Below are 18,590 nucleotides of genomic sequence, written 5' to 3' on the forward strand. Positions count from 1 at the left end.
CGCCCGAGACGATCGCCAAGGCGCAGCGCGGCACGGTGGAGGCGACGGAGGTCCTGGCCGCGGACACCGCCGCGGTCGCGGAGATGCCGCTGGACGCGCCGACGCGCGCGGCGTTCGAGACCTTCGCGGGCGCGACCCAGGCCTACCTGGCGGCGCTCGGTGAGCTGCAGACGGTGAGCGCCACCAACCCGGCCGCGATGCCCCCGCTGCTCAAGACGATGAACGACAACGAGGTGGTCATCGCCGAGTCGCTGGTCGAGGCCACCGACGCGGCCGCCGTCACCGCCCGCGCGACCGCGGCCGAGGCGACGGACGCCTACGAGACCGCCCGGACCCTCACCCTCCTGATCATCGCCGTGGGCCTGGTCGTCTCCGTGGTGCTGGCCCTCGTCGTCGCCCGCGGGGTGACCCGCCCCGTGCAGCGGATCCGCGAGGTGCTGGGCCAGGTCGCCGCCGGTGACCTGACCGTGCGCGCCGGCCGCACCGGCGGTGCCGAGCTCGGTGAGATGGCCGCCTCCCTGGACGAGACGCTGGACTCGATCGGCAACGTGCTCGTGCTCGTCAGCGACTCGTCCACCCGCCTGGCGGCCGCGTCGTCCCAGCTGAACTCCGCCGCCGAGGGGATGCGGGAGAACGCCCGCCTCGCCGCCGGTCAGGCCGACGAGGTGGTGACCTCGGCGGGCGCGGTGGCTTCCAGCGTGGACACGGTGGCCACGGGCTCCTCGCAGATGGAGTCGGCGATCCGGGAGATCGCGCACAACGCGACCGAGGCGGCGCGGGTGGCCGGTCAGGCCGTGGGCGTCGCGGAGACCACGACCCGCACGGTGGGCAAGCTGGGCGACTCGTCGCAGGAGATCGCCACGGTGATCAAGCTGATCAACGGCATCGCCGAGCAGACCAACCTGCTGGCGCTCAACGCCACCATCGAGGCGGCGCGGGCCGGTGAGGCGGGCAAGGGCTTCGCCGTCGTCGCCTCGGAGGTCAAGGAGCTCGCCCAGGAGACGGCGCGGGCGACCGAGGACATCTCGCAGCGGGTGGAGGCGATCCAGGCCGACACCGCCGGCGCGGTGGATGCGATCGGGCGGATCAGCCAGGTCATCGGGGAGATCAACGACTTCCAGGCGACGATCGCCGCGGCGGTCGAGGAGCAGACGGCGACGACGAACGAGATGAACCGCAACGTGGCCGAGGCCGCGAGCGGGTCGCAGGACATCGCGGCGGCGATCTCGGGCCTGGCGGCGGGGACGCAGGAGACCAACCAGCGGGTCGAGGACGCCCAGCGGGCCGCGGCCGAGCTGGCCCGGATGAGCGGCGAGCTGCAGGACGCGGTGGCCCGCTTCCGCGTCTGACGTCGGGCCACGATCACCGACGATCAGGTCACCTGATCCCGGCCGCGGGCGGTCAGAGGTACTGGCCGCCGCCGGGGTGGGGGTGCGGGCCGGGGGCCGGCTGCGAGCCGCCCGGGAGGGCCTTGCGGCGCATCTCCTCCAGCTGCGCGCGGGCGGCCATCTGCTGGGCGAACAGCGCCGTCTGGATGCCGTGGAAGACGCCCTCCAGCCAGCCCACCAGCTGTGCCTGGGCGATCCGCAGCTCGGCGTCCGACGGCGTCTCGCCCTCGCTGAAGGGCAGCGTGATGCGCTCCAGCTCCTCGCGCAGCTCGGGGGCCAGGCCCTGCTCCAGCTCGCGGATGGACGAGGCGTGGATGTCGCGCAGGCGGTTGCGGCTGGCGTCGTCCAGGGGTGCGGCGCGGACCTCCTCCAGGAGCTGCTTGATCATCGTGCCGATCCGCATGACCTTCGCGGGCTGCTCGACCAGCTCGCCGACACCGGGGGCGCCGTCGCCGTCGTCGTCGGCACCCGGGGGCATCGGGACGGCGCCGACCGGACGCCCGTCGGGGCCGACCACGACGACCTGCTGGGGGCGCTCGTTGCCGTTCTGCGGTGCAGTCATGGGCCCATCCTGCCCGGTGGCCCCGACGCTCCGCCGGGCACCGGGACGGCGCCGGGCCGTCCGGCCGCACGAACTAGGGTGCGGCCCATGTCATCGGGGGGCCGGCTGGACGTCGCGCAGGTGCGTGGCCTCTTCCCGGCGCTCTCCGACGGCTACGTGCACGCCGACGGCCCGGCCGGCTCGCTCGTGCCCGAGAACGTGGCGCACGCGGTGGGGTCCGCGCTGCGCATGCCGGTCGCGGACCGCGGCGGGGTCTTCCCGGCGTCCGGGCGGGCCGAGGCGCTGGTCGCCGGGGCGCGCGCGGCCGTGGCCGACCTGGTGGGCGGCCGGCCCGGGGGCGTCGTGCTGGGCCCCAGCACGACGGCGCTCACCTACCGCATGGCCCGGGCGCTGGCCCGCACCTGGCGCCCGGGTGACGAGATCGTGCTCAGCCGGCTGGACCACGACGCCAACATCCGGCCCTGGCTGCAGCTGGCCGCCACCGCCGGCGTGCGGGTGCGGTGGGCGGAGGTGGACATCGAGACCGGCGAGCTGCCGGCCTGGCAGTACGCCGACCTGCTCAACCGGCGCACCCGGCTCGTGGCGGTCACGGCGGCCAGCAACGCCCTGGGCACCCGTCCCGACGTCGCCGGCATCGCCGCGCAGGCCCACGCCGTCGGCGCGCTGGTCTACGTCGACGCCGTGCACGCCGCGCCGCACGTGTTCGTGGACAAGGCATCCCTGGGGGCCGACCTGCTGGCGGTGTCGGCCTACAAGTGGTGCGGCCCGCACGTCGCCGCGGTGGTCGCCGACCCCGACCTGCTGGGCTACCTGCAGCCGGACAAGCTGCTGCCCGCGCCGGACCGGGTGCCCGACCGCTTCGAGACCGGGACGCCGCCGTTCGAGCTCTACGCGGGCGTGAGCGCCGCCGTCGACCACCTGGCGGGTCTGTGCGGGGACGCCGCCGGCAGCCGCCGCGACCGGCTGCGGGTGTCGATGGCCGCCGTCGCCCGGCACGAGGGGGACCTGTTCGACTGGCTGGACCAGGCGCTGCGCGCGATGCGGCACGTGCAGGTGATCGGCGAGCCCGAGCGGTGCACGCCCACGCTGTCGTTCACCGTCGCCGGCATGCGCCCCCGCCAGGTGGCCGCCGAGCTCGCGCGGGCCGGCATCTGCGCGTGGGACGGCGACTTCTACGCCCGCGAGCTCTTCGACGCCCTCGGGGTGAACGAGGGCGGGGGAGCGGTGCGCCTGGGGCTGATGCACTACAACACCGCGGACGAGGTCGGCCGGATCATCGACGCCGTCGCCGCGCTCCGCTCCCGCTGAGGGTCCCCTGCGGGGGCCCGCCACGAGCCTGCGAGTGGTGGGGGCCGGGGGTCTCTCAGTCGCCGGTGACGAGCAGGACCTTGCCGACGTGCTCGCTGGCCTCCACGACCTGGTGCGCCTCGGCCGCCCGCGACATCGGCAGCCGCCGGTCGACGATCGGCCGGATGGTGCCGCGCTCGACGTCGGGCCACACGTCGTGCCGCACCGCTGCCACGATCTCCGCCTTGCCGCCGGGGCCCTCCACGGGGCGCGACCGCAGCGCGGTGGCGTGCACCGAGGCGCGCTTGGCCAGCAGCTTGCCCAGGTCCAGCTCCGCCTTGCGGCCGCCCTGCATGCCGATCACCACCAGCCGGCCGCCGACGGCGAGCGCGTCGACGTTGCGGGCCAGGTACGCGGCGCCCATGTTGTCCAGGACGACGTCGACCCCGCGGCCGTCGGTCGCCTCCCGCACCCGCTCGACGAAGTCCTCGTCGCGGTAGTTGATGCCCACGTCGGCGCCGAGCTCGCGGCAGACGTCGAGCTTGGTCGCCGTCCCCGCCGTGGTGAGCACCCGGGCCCCGGCGCGGGCGGCGAGCTGGATCGCCATCGTGCCGATGCCGCTGGCGCCGCCGTGCACCAGGAACGTGTCGCCACGGCGGAGGCCGGCGAGCATGAACACGTTGGACCAGACGGTGCAGGTGACCTCGGGCAGCGCCGCGGCGGTCGCCAGCTCCACGCCCGAGGGCCGGGGCAGCAGCTGCGGCGCCGGGACGGCGACCCGCTCGGCGTAGCCGCCGCCGGCGAGCAGGGCGCACACCTCGTCGCCGACCTTCCAGCCGGTCACGCCCTCGCCGAGCTCGCTGATGATGCCGCTGCACTCCAGGCCGAGGACCTGGGTCGCCCCGGGCGGGGGTGAGTAGTTGCCCTGCCGCTGCAGGAGGTCGGCCCGGTTCACCGCCGTGGCGACGACGTCGACGACCACCTCGCCGGGGCCGCAGACCGGATCGGGCACCTCCGCCCAGGTCAGCACCTCGGGACCGCCGGGCTCCGTGATCGTCACCGCACGCATGCCCCGACCCTAAGGCCCTCCCCAGGTCACCGCCCCGGACGCGCGACGGCGCCGCGCCCCCGGGGGGACGCGGCGCCGTCGTCGTCGGTCAGGCGCGGGCCTTGAGGTCCTTGCGCAGGATCTTGCCGGCCGCCGACTTCGGGACCTGCTCGATGAACTCGACGAAGCGGATCTTCTTGTGCGGGGCCACCTTCTCGGCCATGTAGGCCATGACGGCGTCCTCGGTGATCTCCGAGCCGGGCGCGCGGACGACGAACGCCTTGGGCAGCTCCTCGCCGCTCTCCTTCTCGGGCACGCCGATGACGGCGGCGTCGGCGATCTCCGGGTGGTTGATCAGCACGGCCTCGAGCTCGGCCGGGGCCACCTGGTAGCCCTTGTACTTGATCAGCTCCTTGACCCGGTCGACGACCGTGTAGCAGCCGTTCTCGTCGACGATCGCGACGTCGCCGGTGTGCAGCCAGCCCTCGCTGTCCAGGGTGGCGGCGGTGGCGTCGGGGTTGTTCAGGTACCCCTTCATCACCTGCGGCCCGCGGACCCACAGCTCACCCCGCTCGCCGGGCGCGGCGTCCTCGCCGGTGCCCGGGTCGACCAGCCTGCACTCGGTGTTCGGGATGGCGAAGCCGACGGAGCCCTTGGGCACGTCGATGGAGACGCCCGGCGGCTGGGCGTCCGCGTCGGGGGTGGTGTGCGAGACGGGGGAGAGCTCGGTCATGCCGTAGCCCTGGCCCACCGTGACGCCGGTGTCGGCGCCCTTGCGCAGCCGCTCCTGGGCGGCCAGCGCGAGCTGCTCGTCCAGCGGCGCGGCGCCGGAGAGGATCGAGTTCAGCGAGCTGAGGTCGTACTGGTCGACCAGCGGGTGCTTGGCCAGGGCCAGCAGGATGGGCGGCGCCACGAACGCCCGGGTGATCTTGTGGTCCTGGATGGTGCGCAGGAAGTCCTCGAGCTCGAACCGCGGGAGGGTCACCACCGCGCCGCCGAGGGCCAGGCCCTGGTTCATCAGCACGGTCAGGCCGTAGATGTGGAAGAACGGCAGGACGGCGATGATCCGCTCGTCCGAGCCGGTCTTCAGCAGCGGCAGGCACTGGGCCACGTTCGCCACCAGGTTGCGGTGGGTGAGCATGACGCCCTTGGGCAGGCCGGTGGTGCCGCTGGAGTAGGGGAGCGTGACCAGGTCGTTGGCCGGGTCGATGTCCACCTGGACCGACGGCGCGTCGGCGCCGAGCAGGTCGAACAGGTTGGCGTGCCCCTCGGCGCCGTCCAGCACGACGATCTCGTCGACCGGGGACTTCTCCGCGGCCGCCGTCGCGCGGTCCAGGAACAGCCCGATGGTGATCAGGATCTTCGCGCCGGAGTCCTTGAGCTGGAAGGCGATCTCGTCGGGCGTGTAGAGCGAGTTGATCGGGCTCATCACGCAGCCGGCGGCCGCGATGCCGTGGAAGACCACCGGGAACCACGGGGTGTTGGGGCAGAAGACGGCGACGACGTCGCCCTTGCGCAGGCCGCGGGCGTGCAGGTTGGCCGCGACCCGGTCGACGTACTGGGCCAGCTGGCCGTGCGTGATCACGTCGCCCTTGAGGCCGTCGATGAGCGCCGGTGAATCGGGCTTCTCGCGGCCGGCCGCCAGGACGAACTCGGGGACGGAGAGGTTCGGGATCTCGACGTCGGGATACGGGCTCGACAGCGCCACGGGTGTTCCTCCTCGCATGGTGTGTGGCGCCAGTCTCACACCCGCGGTGTCGCCGCTCACAAGGGGGTTACCGGCGGGTTCACCCGGTCACCGGGGCCAGAGGACCGACTGGGTGCAGCGGAAGAGCGCGATCGTCTTCCCGGTCGCGGCGTTGCGGACGACGGCGTCCCACACCTGGGTGGTGCGCCCGGCGTGCACGTTGGTGGCCTCGCAGGAGAGCCGCCCCTCGCGCGCGGTGCTCAGGTGGTTGCTCTTGAGCTCGATCGTGGTGAACCCGCTGGACCCCTCGGGCAGCAGCGCGCGCGTCGGCAGCCCGCAGCTGGTGTCGGCCAGGGTGACGACGGTGCCGGCGTGCAGGTACCCGTTGGGCGCGAGCAGCTCCGGCCGCACGTCGAGGTGGCTGGTGAGCCGGCCGGGCTCGTGGGTGTCGACGACGATGCCGAGCAGCCCCGGCAGGGTGCCCGGCAGCAGGGCGTTGAGCTCGTCGGCGGTCAGGAACCCGGTGGCGGACATGGTCGGCAACTTAGCGACGGCCGGCGCCGGCCGCGCCGCGGCCCCGATCGCCGTCCTGGCTCACCGTGCAGGGTCCTGGCTCACCGTCGACCGTGAGCCAGGACCTGGAACGATCAGGTCACCTGATCATCAGCGGGCTTCAGGCGAGGCCGCGGACGGTGCGCACGGGCGGTCGCGTGCCCTGGATCGAGGCCACCATGTCCAGCGTCTGCCGGGTCGGGCCGACGTCGTGGGCGCGGAACACCCGGGCGCCGAGCCAGGCGCTCACCGCCGTCGCCGCCAGCGTGCCGGTGAGCCGCTCGCCCAGCGGGACGTCGAGGGTCTCGCCGACGAAGTCCTTGTTCGACAGCGCCACCAGCACCGGCCAGCCGGTGCCCACCAGCTCGCCCAGCCGCCGGGTCGCCTCCAGCGAGTGCCGGGTGTTCTTGCCGAAGTCGTGCCCCGGGTCCACCAGCACCCGCTCGCGGTGGACGCCCGCGGCCACGGCGGCCTCGGCGAGCGCCGTCGTCCGCGTCACGATGTCGGCGACGACGTCGTCGTAGGCGATCCGGTGCGGCCGGGTGCGCGGCGGCAGCCCGCCGGCGTGGGTGCAGACGATCCCCGCGCCCGCCTCGGCCGCGACCGCCGCCAGCTCCGGGTCGACCCCGCCCCAGGCGTCGTTGACGACGTCGGCGCCGGCCGCGAGCGCCTCGCGCGCGACCTCGGCCCGCCAGGTGTCGATGGAGATGGGCAGCCGCGGGTGCGCCGCGCGGATGGCCGCGACCAGGTCGACGGTCCGGCGCACCTCCTCGGCGGGGGAGACCTCCTCGCCGGGCGCGGCCTTCACCCCGCCGACGTCGACGATGTCCGCGCCCTCGGCCACCACCCGGTCCACCCGCTCCAGGGCCGCGGCCAGCTCGTAGGTGGCGCCGCGGTCGTAGAAGGAGTCGGGGGTGCGGTTGACGATCGCCATGACCGCGAACGCGCCGTCGGGCACGTCGAGGGCTCCCAGTCGCAGCAACCCGCTCCCCGTCCCATCGTGGTGTGTGGTGGAGTCAGCCAACCAGACCGTCCACGAGGAGGCAGACAGATGGCGCAGACGACGGCCGACGGCGTCGAGGGGGTCCAGGGCCTGGTCGGGCAGCACCTGGGCCACAGCGACTGGGTGACGATCACGCAGGAGCAGGTCAACCAGTTCGCCGAGGCGACCGGTGACCACCAGTGGATCCACGTCGACCCGGAGCGGGCGAAGAAGGAGAGCCCGTTCGGCGGGCCGATCGCGCACGGCTACCTGACGCTGTCGCTGCTGCCGGCCCTGATGCCGCAGATCGTCGACATCACCGGGTTCCGCATGGGCGTCAACTACGGCACGGAGAAGGTGCGCTTCCCCTCGCCGGTGCCGGTGGGCGCGCGGGTGCGGGCCGGGGCCGCGCTGGAGGCGGCGACGCCGTTCGAGGGCGGCATCCAGATGAACCTGGCCGTCACCGTGGAGGTCGAGGGCGGCAGCAAGCCGGCGATGGTGGCCACCGTCGTCTACCGCCGCTACCTCTGAAGCCCCTGGGCGTTTTGTGCACTAACCGCCGCGGTCCCGCTCGCGGGTTGCGTCCGAGCGGCGGTTAGTGCACAAGACGCCGGGCTCAGGTGACGATCGCCTGGTTCACCAGCTGGCGCAGGTAGTTGCGGATCGGCAGCGTGCTGGAGGGCAGCAGCTGCGTGTAGAAGCTGACGGTGACGTCCTCGACCGGGTCCACGTAGAACGCCGTCGACGCCGCCCCGCCCCAGCTGTAGTCGCCGGCCGACGAGACGACGCCGTAGCGCACCGGGTCGATGACCATCGAGAACCCGAGGCCGAAGCCCACACCCCGCAGCGGGGTCTCGGCGAACAGCGGCCGCCCGAAGGTCTCCAGGTCCTGGTTGCCGGGGAGGTGGTTGGCCACCATGTGCGCGAGGGTGCGCGGGCCCAGGATCCGCCCGCCGTCGTAGGAGCCACCGCGGCGCAGCATCTCCACGAACCGCAGGTAGTCACCCGCCGTGGAGACCAGCCCGCCGCCGCCGGACAGGAACGCGGGCTTGCGGTGGGCCGCCTGCCCCATCGCGTCCAGCGGCGCGTAACCGGTCGCGGCGCCCCCGGGCTGCCCCGGGACGGCGCCGTAGAGGCGGGCGAGGGAGGCGACGTCGTCGTCGTCACGCAGCCCGAAGGAGGTGTCGCGCATCCCCAGCGGCGCGAAGATGCGCTGCTCGAAGAACTCGTCGAGGGGCTGCCCGGAGACGACCTCGACCAGCCGGCCGAGCACGTCGGTGGAGACGCCGTAGTTCCACTCGCTGCCGGGCTGGAAGACCAGCGGCACCGAGGCCCACTGCCGGCAGGCCTCGGCGGAGTCCGCGCCGGGCGGGGTGCCCCACTCGTGGCCCATGGCCCGGTACATGGCGTCCACGGGGTGGGCGTGGTGGAAGCCGTAGGTCAGCCCCGAGGTGTGGGTGAGCAGGTGCTGCACCCGGATCGGCTCCACCTGCGGGCTGGTCACCGGCTTCATCGCCGACCCGGCCACGTAGACGCGGGTCTCGGCGAACTCGGGCAGCCAGCGGGCGATCGGGTCGGTGAGCTGGAAGGCCCCCTCCTCGTACAGCATCATCGCCGCGACGGAGGTGATCGGCTTGGTCATCGAGAAGATGCGCCAGCGGGTCCCGGTCTCCACCGGCAGCCCCGCCTCGACGTCGCGGAAGCCCCCGTGGCCGACGTGCACCAGGCGCCCGTGGCGGGCCACCGTCACCAGGAACCCGGGGAGCTGGCCGTCGTCGACGTAGCGGGTCAGCCGGTCGTCGATGCGGGCCAGCCGGGCGGGATCCATCCCCACCTCGGCCGGGTCGGTGCCCACCTTCAGGTCGTCGCTCACGCCCACCTCCGGTCGCCGGGGTCGCCCGCCGCCGGGCGACGCCTCGACCGGCATCCTGGCTCACGTGCTTGTGAGCCCGGGCACACGGGGTCGAGGCGCCGGCCCGGCTGCGGGCTGCGGCCGGATCAGACCGGGACGGAGCTCGCGGCCTTCTTCAGGTTCGAGCCGGCGGTCACCTTGACGGTGTTGGCCGCGGGGATGTCGATCGACTCACCGGTCTGCGGGTTGCGGCCGGTGCGGGCGGAACGCTGGGTGCGCTCGACGGTGATCAGCCCGGAGACGGCGACCTTCTCGCCACGGGTGATGGCGTCGACCAGCTCGTCCTGCAGGCCGGCGAGGACCGAGTCGACGGTCGAGGCCGGGACGTCGGCGCGCTTGGCGATGGCGGAGACCAGTTCGGCCTTGTTCATGGAGCAACCTTTCCGTAGGGGGTGGCGGTGCCGTGTCCTCGGCACGCAGCCGGCTTGTCCACCCGGACGCGCGGAGCGCCACCGGGGTTCCCGCACCCGCGCCTGGCGGGGTGCGGGACCCGGTATCGCGGGGATCCCGGGCCGGGGGCACGGTGTCATGCCGCCTGGAGGTCTGGCCAGTGGGGGGTGCCGGGAAACCCGCAGCTGACCCGCTGATCACAGCCGTCACGCCCCCGGCGCGCGCCCCTCAGGCGTCGCGGATGTGGGCGCGCACCGTCGCGGCGAGCTCCGGGCCCACCTCGTCGATGCCGTGCCGGGCGGCGCCGTGCGGCACCGCCTGGGCGAAGATGCCGTCCTCGTCGGGGGCGGTGAACACGGAGCTGCAGCCGGGGATGATGTCGCCGCAGGCGAAGCGCTTCACGATGGTCTCTCCTCTGGGTGGGTCAGCGGTCGCCCCGGGCGGGGGACGCCAGGTCCTCGATCCGCAGCAGCCCGAGCACGTGGCCGGCCGGGTCGGTGCAGACGACGGGGTCGAAGCGGTGCGCCGGGGGGCGGGTGAGCGCCCGGCGCAGGGCGTCCTCGACACCGGTCGAGGGGTGCACGCGCAGCGAGACCGGGGCGGTGTGCACCTCGCCGGTCCGGGCGTCACACAGCAGCAGCGCGGTGGGCTCGCCGTGCGGTCCCACCAGGACGGCGGGGGGCGTGGCGGGCTCCTCACCCGGCACGCACTGGCGCACCGGGCGCACCAGGCTGGCGACGCTCTCGGTCAGCCGCGCACGGGCGGCGTGGGCCCGCACGAGCCGGACGACGTCGGGGTCCAGCGGCCGGAACTCCGGCGCCGGGCGGCCGAGCAGCCAGCCCTGGGCCAGGGGCACGCCGAGGCGGGTGAAGGCGGCGAGCTCAGCGGGCGTCTCCACACCCTCGGCGAGCAGCCAGGCGTCGATGCGGCCGGCGAACTCCCCGATCATCTCCACGAGCGCCATGCGGACGGGATCGCCGTCGACGTCGGAGACGAGCGCCCGGTCGAGCTTCACCAGCTGCGGCCGGACGGCGGCGAGCTGCTGCAGCCCGGAGTAGCCGCTGCCGGCGTCGTCGACGGCGACCAGCGCCCCGCGCTGCCGCAGGGCGTCGGTCTGCCGGCGCAGCGCGGACAGGTCGTCGACCGGCGTGTGCTCGGTCAGCTCGACCACGACGCGGTGCAGGTCGGGGCGGGTGGCGAAGGCGCGCTCGATGACCTCGGCGCCGAGCAGGTGGGGGCTGACGTTCACGGTCAGGAAGGTGCTGTCGGGAAGGTGGTCGACCGCGGCGAGCGCCTTGTGGATCGCCAGCGCCTCCAGCTCGGCGGCGAGCCCCGCCTCCGCCGCGGCGGCGAACCAGACGTCGGGTCCCGTGGCGCCGGGGAAGCGGGACAGGGCCTCGTACCCGGCGATCGTGGCGGTCGCGAGGTCGACGATCGGCTGGAACACCAGGGTGAGGTCGTCGGCGTCGGCCAGCAGCGGCCGGCAGTCCGGCGGAGCGCTCGTGCGGATGCCCAGCATGGCCTGGGGATCGACCGGTGCGAGCCGGAGCTTGACCCGGCCGGTGCCCGCTCACCCGCGCGGGGGGTGCTCCGCGCCCGCTCCCGCGGGATGCCGGTCCCGGACCGGCGGCCCGGCGTGCCAGCATGTGCGGGGACGCCCCCGGTCAGGGGGCGGCGAGCCGGGCGGAGGGTGCGTGGCCACGACAGGCGCCGCCGTTCCCGGCGGCTGGTGCGGCGAGGATCCCCTCACCGACCCGTTGCGGGTGGCCGCGGCCCGCCGGCTGCTGCTCGAGGTGCCGGGGCCGGCTGCCTTCGACCGGTTGTCGGCGCTGGCCGCGCGGCTCCTGGACGTCGGGCACGCCAAGGTCACGCTCTTCACCGATCACGACGTCGTGGTCGGCGGGTACGGGCTGCCTGCCGGTGTGGTGGGCGGCCCGGCGCTGGCCACCGGCGCGCTCTCGGCCATCACGGTGCGCCAGGGCCGGCCGCTGAAGGTCCCCGCCGCCGCCGAGGACGAGCGGGTCGCACACCTGCCCGCCGTCGTCTCCGGCCAGGTCGGTGCTTACCTGGGTGCCCCGCTCATGGCCGCCTCGGGGCAGGTGGTCGGGGCGCTGGCCGTCTACGACGTCGCACCGCGGACCTGGTCCGGGGACGCCGCCGAGCTCCTGGAGCAGCTGGCCACCTCCGTCGTCGCCGAGCTGGAGCTCTCCGCGGCGCAGTCGGCGGTCGGCACCTCGCGGGCCTGGCTGGAGGTGGCGCTGGAGGCCAGCTCCGTGGGCATCTGGGAGCGCGATCTGCGCACCGGCACCGTGCACTGGGACGACCGGTGCGCCGCGCTGTTCGGCCTCGACTCGGCCGCGGAGTTCGACTCGCTGGACGACGTCCTGAGCTCCCACGTCCACCCCGACGACCACGCCGCCGTCGCCGAGGCGATGCGCGTCGCGGTCGAGGAGCGCGGCGACTACACCGTGGAGTTCCGGGTGCCGCGCGAGGACGGCGCCACCCGCTGGGTGCTGGGCCGCGGCCGGGTGGTGGCGGACGCGACCGGCGCGCCGGCCCGGGTGCTCGGCACGGCCGTGGACATCACCGAGGCCCGTGGGCAGGCCCAGCGCAGGCTGACCGCGGTGCAGCGGGCCGCGGCCATCGCCGAGGTGGCGGCCGAGCTCGCCAACGCCGCGCGCCTCGACCAGCTCGCCGACATCGCGCTGCGCGGGGCCCAGGTGCTGGGGGCGGACTCCAGCGCGCTGGCCGTCTTCGACTCCGGTGGTGGCCCGCTGCGGCTGCGCATGACCGGCAACCTGGTGGCCACGGTGCAGGCGAGCGCTCCGGACGCCGGGCTGCTGGAGGGCGTCGTCCTGCCGATGGACGACGCGCTGCCGGCCCAGCACGCCGCCCGGCACGGGCGCCGGATCCTGCTGGACGACGCCACCGACGCGGTGGCCCGCTTCCCGGCGCTGGAGCCCGTGATCGAGCTGCTCGGGCTGCGGGCGCTGGCCACCATCCCGCTGCGCGTCGAGGGGCGGCTGCTCGGCGCGTTCCTCGCCGTCTGGACCGACGAGCACGACTTCACCGGGGACGACGTCGAGGTGCTGGAGGCGCTCGCCGCCCAGATCGCCCTGAGCGTCTCCCGGCTGCAGTCCGAGGCCGAGCGCGGCGCGGCGGTCGCGGCGATGGCGCAGGCCAACCAGCGCCTGCGGCTGCTCGCGGACGCCGGCCGGGTGCTCTCCGGCACGCTCGACATCGACCAGCAGATCGGCCGGCTGGCCTCGCTGGTGCTGCCCGAGCTCGCCGACTGGTGCTGGATCGTCGTCACCGACGAGGCCGGGCGCCTGCACGGGGTGGCCAGCGGCCACCGGGACCCCGCGCGCCGCGAGGAGGTCCAGACCTACGTGCGGGCGATGGTCGCCGACATGACCGAGGAGTCCGCCGCGCGGCGGGTCACGGCCACCGGTCAGGCCGTGGTGCTGCCCAGGATCGACTACGACGACGTGACGCGGGCGCTGCCCGATGCCGGCACCCGGGAGCTCTTCGCGCGGCTGGGGGCGGCCTCGGCGGTCGTGGTGCCGCTCGTGGCCCGCGGGCAGGCGCTGGGCGCCCTCGGGCTGTTCACCGGCGAGCACCGCGGCCCGCTGGGTGAGGCGGAGGTGGACACCGCCGTCGAGATCGGCCGGCGGGCGGGGCTGGCCCTGCACCAGGCCCGGCTGTACGAGCAGCAGCGCGACCTGGCCGATGCGCTGCAGCGCAGCATGCTCACCGAGCCGCCGCAGCCGGAGCACAGCGAGATCGTCGTCCGGTACGTGCCGGCCGCGGAGGGCGCCGAGATCGGCGGCGACTGGTACGACGCCTTCCAGCAGCGCGGCGGCACGACGGTGCTCGCGATCGGCGACGTCGTCGGCCACGACACCCGGGCGGCGGCGGCGATGGGCCAGGTCCGCGGGCTGCTGCGGGGGATCAGCTACTCCAGCGGCGGCTCCCCGGCGGAGGTGCTCACCGAGCTGGACCGCGCCGTGCAGGGCCTGGCGCTGAACACGATGGCGACGGCGCTGGTCGCCCAGCTCGAGCCCGAGCCCGGCGACGAGGCCGGGCGGATGCGGCTGCGCTGGGCCAACGCCGGGCACCCGCCGCCGGTGCTGCTCGCCTCCGACGGCAGCGTGGTCCTCCTCGACGGCAAGCAGGCCGACCTGCTGCTGGGCGTGGCGCCGGAGACGGAGCGGGAGGACCACGTCGCCGTCCTGGCGCCGGGCTCGACGGTGCTGCTGTACACCGACGGGCTGGTGGAGCGACGCGACCGCGACATCGACGCGGGCACCGAGGAGCTGCTGGAGGTGCTCGGCGAGTGCGGGGGGTTCCCCCTCGACGAGCTGTGCGACCGGGTCCTGCGGAAGATGATCCGGCCCGACGCCGAGGACGACGTCGCCATGCTCGCCGTCCGGCTGCGGCCCGAGGCCTGACGCCGGCCGGGACGCCCCGGTGCCGGGCCGTCCCGGCGAGCCGGCACGAGGTCCCCGCGCAGTAGCGCTCTGCCCACACGGGCGGGGCAGAGCCCTACTGTGCCGGAACGGCACGGCCCGGCCCCGAGCCCGCGAGGACCGGGGGTCCGCCTACTGGCCCGGCGGGACGTCCACGGCGGTCGCGGTGCCCGCGGGGGTGCGCGCGCCGTTCTCCGCCCGCAGCTCGGCGTCGCGGGCGGCCATCGCCTCCTGCCGGCCCGGCTCCTCGTCCAGGATCGCCGCGGCCTTCCACCCGGCCGGGATGGCGAACCCCTCCACCAGCGTGGTCATGTGCGGGCGCAGCTCCTTGAGCAGGCCGTTCACCGTGGACGTCAGCGTCTTGGCGCGTGACGGCGTGAGCTGCCCGTGCTCGAGGAACCAGCCCTTGTCCTCCTCGATGGTGGTCAGCGCGTACAGGTCGCAGACGGTGTCGAGGAGCGCCTTCGCCGCGGGGTCGGCCGTGCGGTCGACGGCGTCCACGAACGCCTCGAGCACGATCCGGTCGATGTGCGTCCGTGCCGTCTTGAGGACGTGGTCCTGGACGTCGTTGAAGACGTCGAAGGGCGCCATGCCCTCGCGCGTCGAGTTGTTCCGCAGCCGCCGGATCGCCCCCTCCAGCGTGTGCTTCTCGCGGAACTCCAGCATCTTCAGCTGCCAGCCGCGGTCGAGCATCGGCACCTCGTCGTCCCGGCCGGGGACGGCGTCGACCAGCCGCTGGATGAGCGCGCGGGCCGCCGTCCGCTCCAGCACCGTCTCGCGCACCATGTCGGCGACGAAGCCGACCCGGCCCCAGCCGTCGAGCGAGCCGAAGGCGTCGCGGTACCCGGTGAGCAGCCCCTTGGCCACCAGCTGCAGCAGGACGGTGTTGTCGCCCTCGAAGGTGGTGAAGACGTCGGTGTCGGCCTTGAGGTGCGGCAGCCGGTTCTCCTGCAGGTAGCCCGCACCGCCGCAGGCCTCGCGGCACATCTGGATGGTGCTGGTGGCGTGCCACGTCTGGGCCGCCTTCAGCCCGGCGGCGCGGGACTCCAGCTCCCGCTGGGCCGTCTCGTCGATCTCCTCGCCGTGCTCGTGCACCGCCGTCTGGATGTCGTGCATCGTGCTGACCAGCTCGCTCTGGGCGAAGGCCAATGCGTAGGTCTTCGCCAGCGCCGGGAGGAGCTTGCGCTGGTGCACGAGGTAGTCGTTGATGACGATCTCGCGCTCCTCGCCGGGGGCGGCGAACTGCCGGCGGGTGTTGCCGTACCGGACGGCGATGTCCAGCGCCAGCTTGGTGGCCGACGCCGCGGAGCCGCCGACGCTGACCCGGCCGCGCACGAGCGTGCCCAGCATGGTGAAGAAGCGCCGGGTCTCGTTCTCGATGCTCGAGGTGTAGGTGCCGTCCTCGGCGACCTGGCCGTAGCGGTCGAGCAGCATGTCGCGCGGCACGCTGACGTGGTCGAAGGCGAGCCGGCCGTTGTCGACGCCGAGCAGGCCGGCCTTCGGGCCGTCGTCGCCGATGGTGACGCCCGGCATCGGCTCGCCGTCCTCGTCGCGGATCGGCACCAGCCACGCGTGCACGCCGTGGTTCTTCCCCTGCGTGACGAGCTGGGCGAAGACGACCGCCATCCGGCCGTCCTTCGCGGCGTTGCCGATGTAGTCCTTGCGCGCGGCCTCGTGCGGGGTGTGCAGGTCGAAGGTCTGCGTCGCCGGGTCGTACGTGCAGGTGGTGCGCAGCTGCTGGACGTCGGAGCCGTGCCCGGTCTCGGTCATGGCGAAGCAGCCGGGCAGGTCGAAGCTCATGATGCCGGGCAGGTAGGCCTCGTGGTGCCGGCGCGTGCCGAGCAGCTGCACGGCGCCGCCGAACAGACCCCACTGGACGCCGGCCTTGACCATGAGCGAGAGGTCGACGAACGCCAGCATCTCGATCGAGGTGACCGACCCGCCGGCGTCGGCCTCGCCGCCGAACTCCTTGGGGAAGCCCAGCGTGACGCGGCCGGACTCGGCCAGCTTCGCCGTCATGCGGGTCACCCGGTCCCGCGCCTCGGCCATCGACTCGCCGTAGACCGGCAGCATCTCCGGGTCGTGCAGGTTCTCGCGGGCGTCGCGGCGCACGTGCGCCCAGCGGCCGTCGAGCGCCTCCTGCAGGCGGGCGGGGTCGACCGCGGGGGGCAGGGTGCTCGTCACAGGTCCTCCTCGGGGGATGCGGGGGTCACCACGCCGGAGAGCCCGGCCCAGGCGAGATCGGTGAGGTGGGCGGCGAGGTCGCGGCGCGGCATGGGCCGCCCGGCGCGCAGCCACCAGTCGGCGGCGGCGCGGACCAGCCCGACGACGGCGTGGCCCCAGGGCGCGGCGGCGACCGGGTCGCGGCCGGCCCGGCCGAGGGCAGGGGCCAGGATCGCGGCCGCCTGCTCGCCGACGAGGTCGGAGAGGCCGGTGATCGGGTCGTCGGAGTCGGCCGCCCCCGGTGGGGGGTGCACGACGAAGCGGTAGAGCTCGGGGTCGGCCTCCAGGAAGGCCAGGTAGGCCTCGATGGCGGCGCCGAGCATGTCGCGCGGCTGGTCGGAGCTGGTCATCGCGGCGCGCAGCGTCGGCACCAGCTGCTCGGCGACCCGGGTGCAGACGGCGGCGTGCAGGTCGCCGCGGTCGGCGAAGTGGCGGTAGACGACGGTCTTGCTGGTTCCGGCGACCGCGGCGATCTCGTCCATGCCCACGCCCGCGCCGTGCCGGCCGACGGCGACGACCGCCGCCTCCACCAGAGCGGCCCGGCGCGCCCGGCGGTGCTCGTCCCACCGGGAGTCGCGGCGGTCGCGGGGCGCGCCCGCGGGAGCAGCGGTCGACCCGGACCGGTGCTCGGCGCGCCCCTGGACGCTCCCGCCGGCCGCGCCCCGGCGCCCGGCCGGGGCAGCCGCCTCGGCGGACGGGCCCATCGCCTCGAGTTTCACGGCACCGACGGTACCGGGTACTGTCGGTACCGGCCACCCATCCCCCACATCGGAGGTCCCCATGGCTGAGAGCACGACGCGCCGGGCGGCGATCGTCGGCGGCAACCGGATCCCGTTCGCGCGGTCCGGCACCGCCTACGCCCAGGCGTCGAACCAGGACATGCTCACCGCGACCCTCGACGGGCTGGTCGCCCGCTTCGGGCTGCAGGGCGAGTCGGTGGGGGAGGTCGTCGCCGGCGCCGTCCTCAAGCACGCGCGGGACTTCAACCTCACCCGCGAGGCGGTGCTGGGCTCGAAGCTGGCGCCGACGACCCCGGCCTACGACGTGCAGCAGGCCTGCGGCACGGGGCTCGAGGCGGCGGTCCTCGTCGCGAACAAGATCGCGCTGGGGCAGATCGAGGCCGGCATCGCCGGCGGCGTCGACACCACCTCCGACGCCCCGCTCGCCGTGGGTGACGACCTCCGCCGCACCCTCATCTCGCTGAACAGCGCGAAGACGGTGCAGGACAGGCTCAGGGCGCTGGCGCGGATCCGCCCGGGCATGCTCGCCCCGGAGATCCCGCGCAACGCCGAGCCGCGCACCGGCCTGGCCATGGGTGACCACGCGGCGATCACCGCGGCCGAGTGGGGGATCGGCCGGGAGGAGCAGGACGAGCTCGCCGCCCGCTCGCACCAGCGCATGGCCGCCGCCTACGACCGCGGCTTCTTCGACGACCTGGTGACGCCGTTCCTCGGCCTGGCGCGCGACAACAACCTGCGCCCCGACTCCAGCGTCGAGAAGCTGGCGAAGCTCCAGCCGGTCTTCGGCACGGGCGAGGGCGCCACGATGACGGCGGGCAACTCGACGCCGCTCACCGACGGGGCGTCGGCCGTGCTGCTGGCCTCGGACGAGTGGGCGCGGGCCAAGGGCCTGCCGGTGCTGGCGCACCTGGTGGACGCGCAGACCGCCGCCGTCGACTACGTGCACGGCGGCGAGGGGTTGCTCATGGCGCCGGTCTACGCGGTGCCGGTGCTGCTGGCCCGCAACGGCCTCACCCTGCAGGACTTCGACTTCTACGAGATCCACGAGGCCTTCGCCTCCACGGTCCTCGCGACGATGAAGGCCTGGGAGGACGAGGCGTTCTGCAAGGGGAAGCTGGGCCTGGACGCGCCGCTGGGCGCGATCGACCGCGCCAGGCTCAACGTCAACGGCTCGTCCCTGGCGGCCGGGCACCCCTTCGCCGCGACCGGCGGGCGCATCGTGGCCAGCCTGGCGAAGATGCTGCACGAGGCGGGCCCGGGCAAGCGGGGGCTGATCTCCATCTGCGCCGCCGGCGGTCAGGGCGTCGTCGCCATCCTCGAGTCCTGACCCCTCCCGGCGTTCTGTCGCTG

General features: G+C 74.5%; 16 protein-coding genes. 5 read left to right on the forward strand and 11 right to left on the reverse strand.

Going from position 1 to position 18,590, the window contains the following annotated elements:
- Positions 1-1,349: methyl-accepting chemotaxis protein (locus E9549_RS17390; protein WP_236827850.1), on the forward strand; the 1,349-nt coding region annotated here is incomplete at its 5' end.
- A gap of 52 nt (positions 1,350-1,401) precedes the next feature.
- On the opposite strand, the gene E9549_RS17395 is transcribed toward E9549_RS17390, so the two are convergent.
- Positions 1,402-1,950, reverse strand: coding sequence for a bacterial proteasome activator family protein (locus E9549_RS17395; RefSeq protein WP_236827851.1), 549 nt, complete (start codon positions 1,948-1,950; stop codon positions 1,402-1,404).
- 87 nt (positions 1,951-2,037) lie between these two features.
- Here E9549_RS17395 and E9549_RS17400 point away from each other — a divergent pair, with 87 nt between their 5' ends.
- The gene (locus tag E9549_RS17400) at positions 2,038-3,258 is read left to right on the forward strand and encodes a cysteine desulfurase-like protein (RefSeq protein WP_236827852.1); all 1,221 of its coding nucleotides are present in this window, start codon (positions 2,038-2,040) and stop codon (positions 3,256-3,258) included.
- 55 nt (positions 3,259-3,313) lie between these two features.
- Here the strand turns inward: E9549_RS17400 and E9549_RS17405 are convergent, their stop codons facing one another.
- The 4 genes from E9549_RS17405 to folP form a co-directional block, all read right to left on the reverse strand.
- Complete coding sequence (locus E9549_RS17405) at positions 3,314-4,306, reverse strand: NAD(P)H-quinone oxidoreductase (RefSeq protein WP_236827853.1); 993 nt, start codon at positions 4,304-4,306, stop codon at positions 3,314-3,316.
- An 88-nt stretch (positions 4,307-4,394) separates the two neighbouring features.
- A complete protein-coding gene (locus tag E9549_RS17410; protein WP_236827854.1) occupies positions 4,395-5,993 on the reverse strand; it encodes a 4-coumarate--CoA ligase family protein in 1,599 nt (532 codons plus the stop codon).
- 87 nt (positions 5,994-6,080) lie between these two features.
- The gene (locus E9549_RS17415; RefSeq protein WP_236827855.1) at positions 6,081-6,506 is read right to left on the reverse strand and encodes a PaaI family thioesterase; all 426 of its coding nucleotides are present in this window, start codon (positions 6,504-6,506) and stop codon (positions 6,081-6,083) included.
- Positions 6,507-6,645: 139 nt separating this feature from the next.
- On the reverse strand, positions 6,646-7,506 hold the full coding sequence (gene folP, locus E9549_RS17420) for a dihydropteroate synthase (RefSeq protein ID WP_236827856.1): 861 nt from the start codon (positions 7,504-7,506) through the stop codon (positions 6,646-6,648).
- A gap of 69 nt (positions 7,507-7,575) precedes the next feature.
- On the opposite strand from folP, the gene E9549_RS17425 reads away from it, so the two are divergent.
- Positions 7,576-8,037: a MaoC family dehydratase gene (locus E9549_RS17425; RefSeq protein ID WP_236827857.1), complete on the forward strand. Its 462-nt coding sequence runs from the start codon at positions 7,576-7,578 to the stop codon at positions 8,035-8,037.
- 85 nt (positions 8,038-8,122) lie between these two features.
- On the opposite strand, the gene E9549_RS17430 is transcribed toward E9549_RS17425, so the two are convergent.
- From E9549_RS17430 to E9549_RS17445, 4 genes are all read right to left on the reverse strand, one after another.
- A complete protein-coding gene (locus E9549_RS17430) occupies positions 8,123-9,379 on the reverse strand; it encodes a serine hydrolase (RefSeq protein WP_236827858.1) in 1,257 nt (418 codons plus the stop codon).
- Positions 9,380-9,504: 125 nt separating this feature from the next.
- Positions 9,505-9,789 carry an HU family DNA-binding protein gene (locus E9549_RS17435; RefSeq protein ID WP_091932307.1) on the reverse strand — a complete coding sequence of 95 codons (285 nt, stop codon included), beginning with the start codon at positions 9,787-9,789 and terminating at the stop codon, positions 9,505-9,507.
- Between the two features lie 247 nt (positions 9,790-10,036).
- Positions 10,037-10,210, reverse strand: coding sequence for a DUF1059 domain-containing protein (locus E9549_RS17440; RefSeq protein WP_236827859.1), 174 nt, complete (start codon positions 10,208-10,210; stop codon positions 10,037-10,039).
- Between the two features lie 22 nt (positions 10,211-10,232).
- Entirely contained in the window at positions 10,233-11,327 is a 1,095-nt protein-coding gene (locus E9549_RS17445; RefSeq protein ID WP_236827860.1) for an EAL domain-containing protein, read from the reverse strand.
- Between the two features lie 175 nt (positions 11,328-11,502).
- On the opposite strand from E9549_RS17445, the gene E9549_RS17450 reads away from it, so the two are divergent.
- A complete protein-coding gene (locus tag E9549_RS17450) occupies positions 11,503-14,259 on the forward strand; it encodes a SpoIIE family protein phosphatase (RefSeq protein WP_236827861.1) in 2,757 nt (918 codons plus the stop codon).
- Between the two features lie 150 nt (positions 14,260-14,409).
- Here the strand turns inward: E9549_RS17450 and E9549_RS17455 are convergent, their stop codons facing one another.
- A complete protein-coding gene (locus E9549_RS17455) occupies positions 14,410-16,461 on the reverse strand; it encodes an acyl-CoA dehydrogenase (RefSeq protein ID WP_236827862.1) in 2,052 nt (683 codons plus the stop codon).
- Positions 16,458-17,219 (reverse strand): TetR family transcriptional regulator, encoded by a 762-nt coding sequence (locus E9549_RS17460; protein WP_236827863.1) that lies wholly within the window; start codon positions 17,217-17,219, stop codon positions 16,458-16,460. The genes E9549_RS17455 and E9549_RS17460 overlap by 4 nt, the downstream gene beginning before the upstream one ends.
- A 61-nt stretch (positions 17,220-17,280) precedes the next feature.
- Here E9549_RS17460 and E9549_RS17465 point away from each other — a divergent pair, with 61 nt between their 5' ends.
- Positions 17,281-18,567: an acetyl-CoA C-acetyltransferase gene (locus tag E9549_RS17465; RefSeq protein ID WP_236827864.1), complete on the forward strand. Its 1,287-nt coding sequence runs from the start codon at positions 17,281-17,283 to the stop codon at positions 18,565-18,567.
- Positions 18,568-18,590 lie beyond the last annotated feature (23 nt).

Origin of the sequence: Blastococcus sp. MG754426 (assembly GCF_021699055.1) — a bacterium.
Classification (GTDB): domain Bacteria; phylum Actinomycetota; class Actinomycetes; order Mycobacteriales; family Geodermatophilaceae; genus Blastococcus.

What these genes read in the sequence shown, in the direction of transcription:
- E9549_RS17395 (WP_236827851.1), bottom strand. Translation starts at nt 1,950, where the DNA reads ATGACTGCACCGCAGAACGGCAACGAGCGCCCCCAGCAGGTCGTCGTG.
- E9549_RS17400 (WP_236827852.1), top strand. Translation starts at nt 2,038, where the DNA reads ATGTCATCGGGGGGCCGGCTGGACGTCGCGCAGGTGCGTGGCCTCTTC.
- E9549_RS17405 (WP_236827853.1), bottom strand. Translation starts at nt 4,306, where the DNA reads ATGCGTGCGGTGACGATCACGGAGCCCGGCGGTCCCGAGGTGCTGACC.
- E9549_RS17415 (WP_236827855.1), bottom strand. Translation starts at nt 6,506, where the DNA reads ATGTCCGCCACCGGGTTCCTGACCGCCGACGAGCTCAACGCCCTGCTG.
- E9549_RS17425 (WP_236827857.1), top strand. Translation starts at nt 7,576, where the DNA reads ATGGCGCAGACGACGGCCGACGGCGTCGAGGGGGTCCAGGGCCTGGTC.
- E9549_RS17435 (WP_091932307.1), bottom strand. Translation starts at nt 9,789, where the DNA reads ATGAACAAGGCCGAACTGGTCTCCGCCATCGCCAAGCGCGCCGACGTC.
- E9549_RS17445 (WP_236827860.1), bottom strand. Translation starts at nt 11,327, where the DNA reads ATGCTGGGCATCCGCACGAGCGCTCCGCCGGACTGCCGGCCGCTGCTG.
- E9549_RS17465 (WP_236827864.1), top strand. Translation starts at nt 17,281, where the DNA reads ATGGCTGAGAGCACGACGCGCCGGGCGGCGATCGTCGGCGGCAACCGG.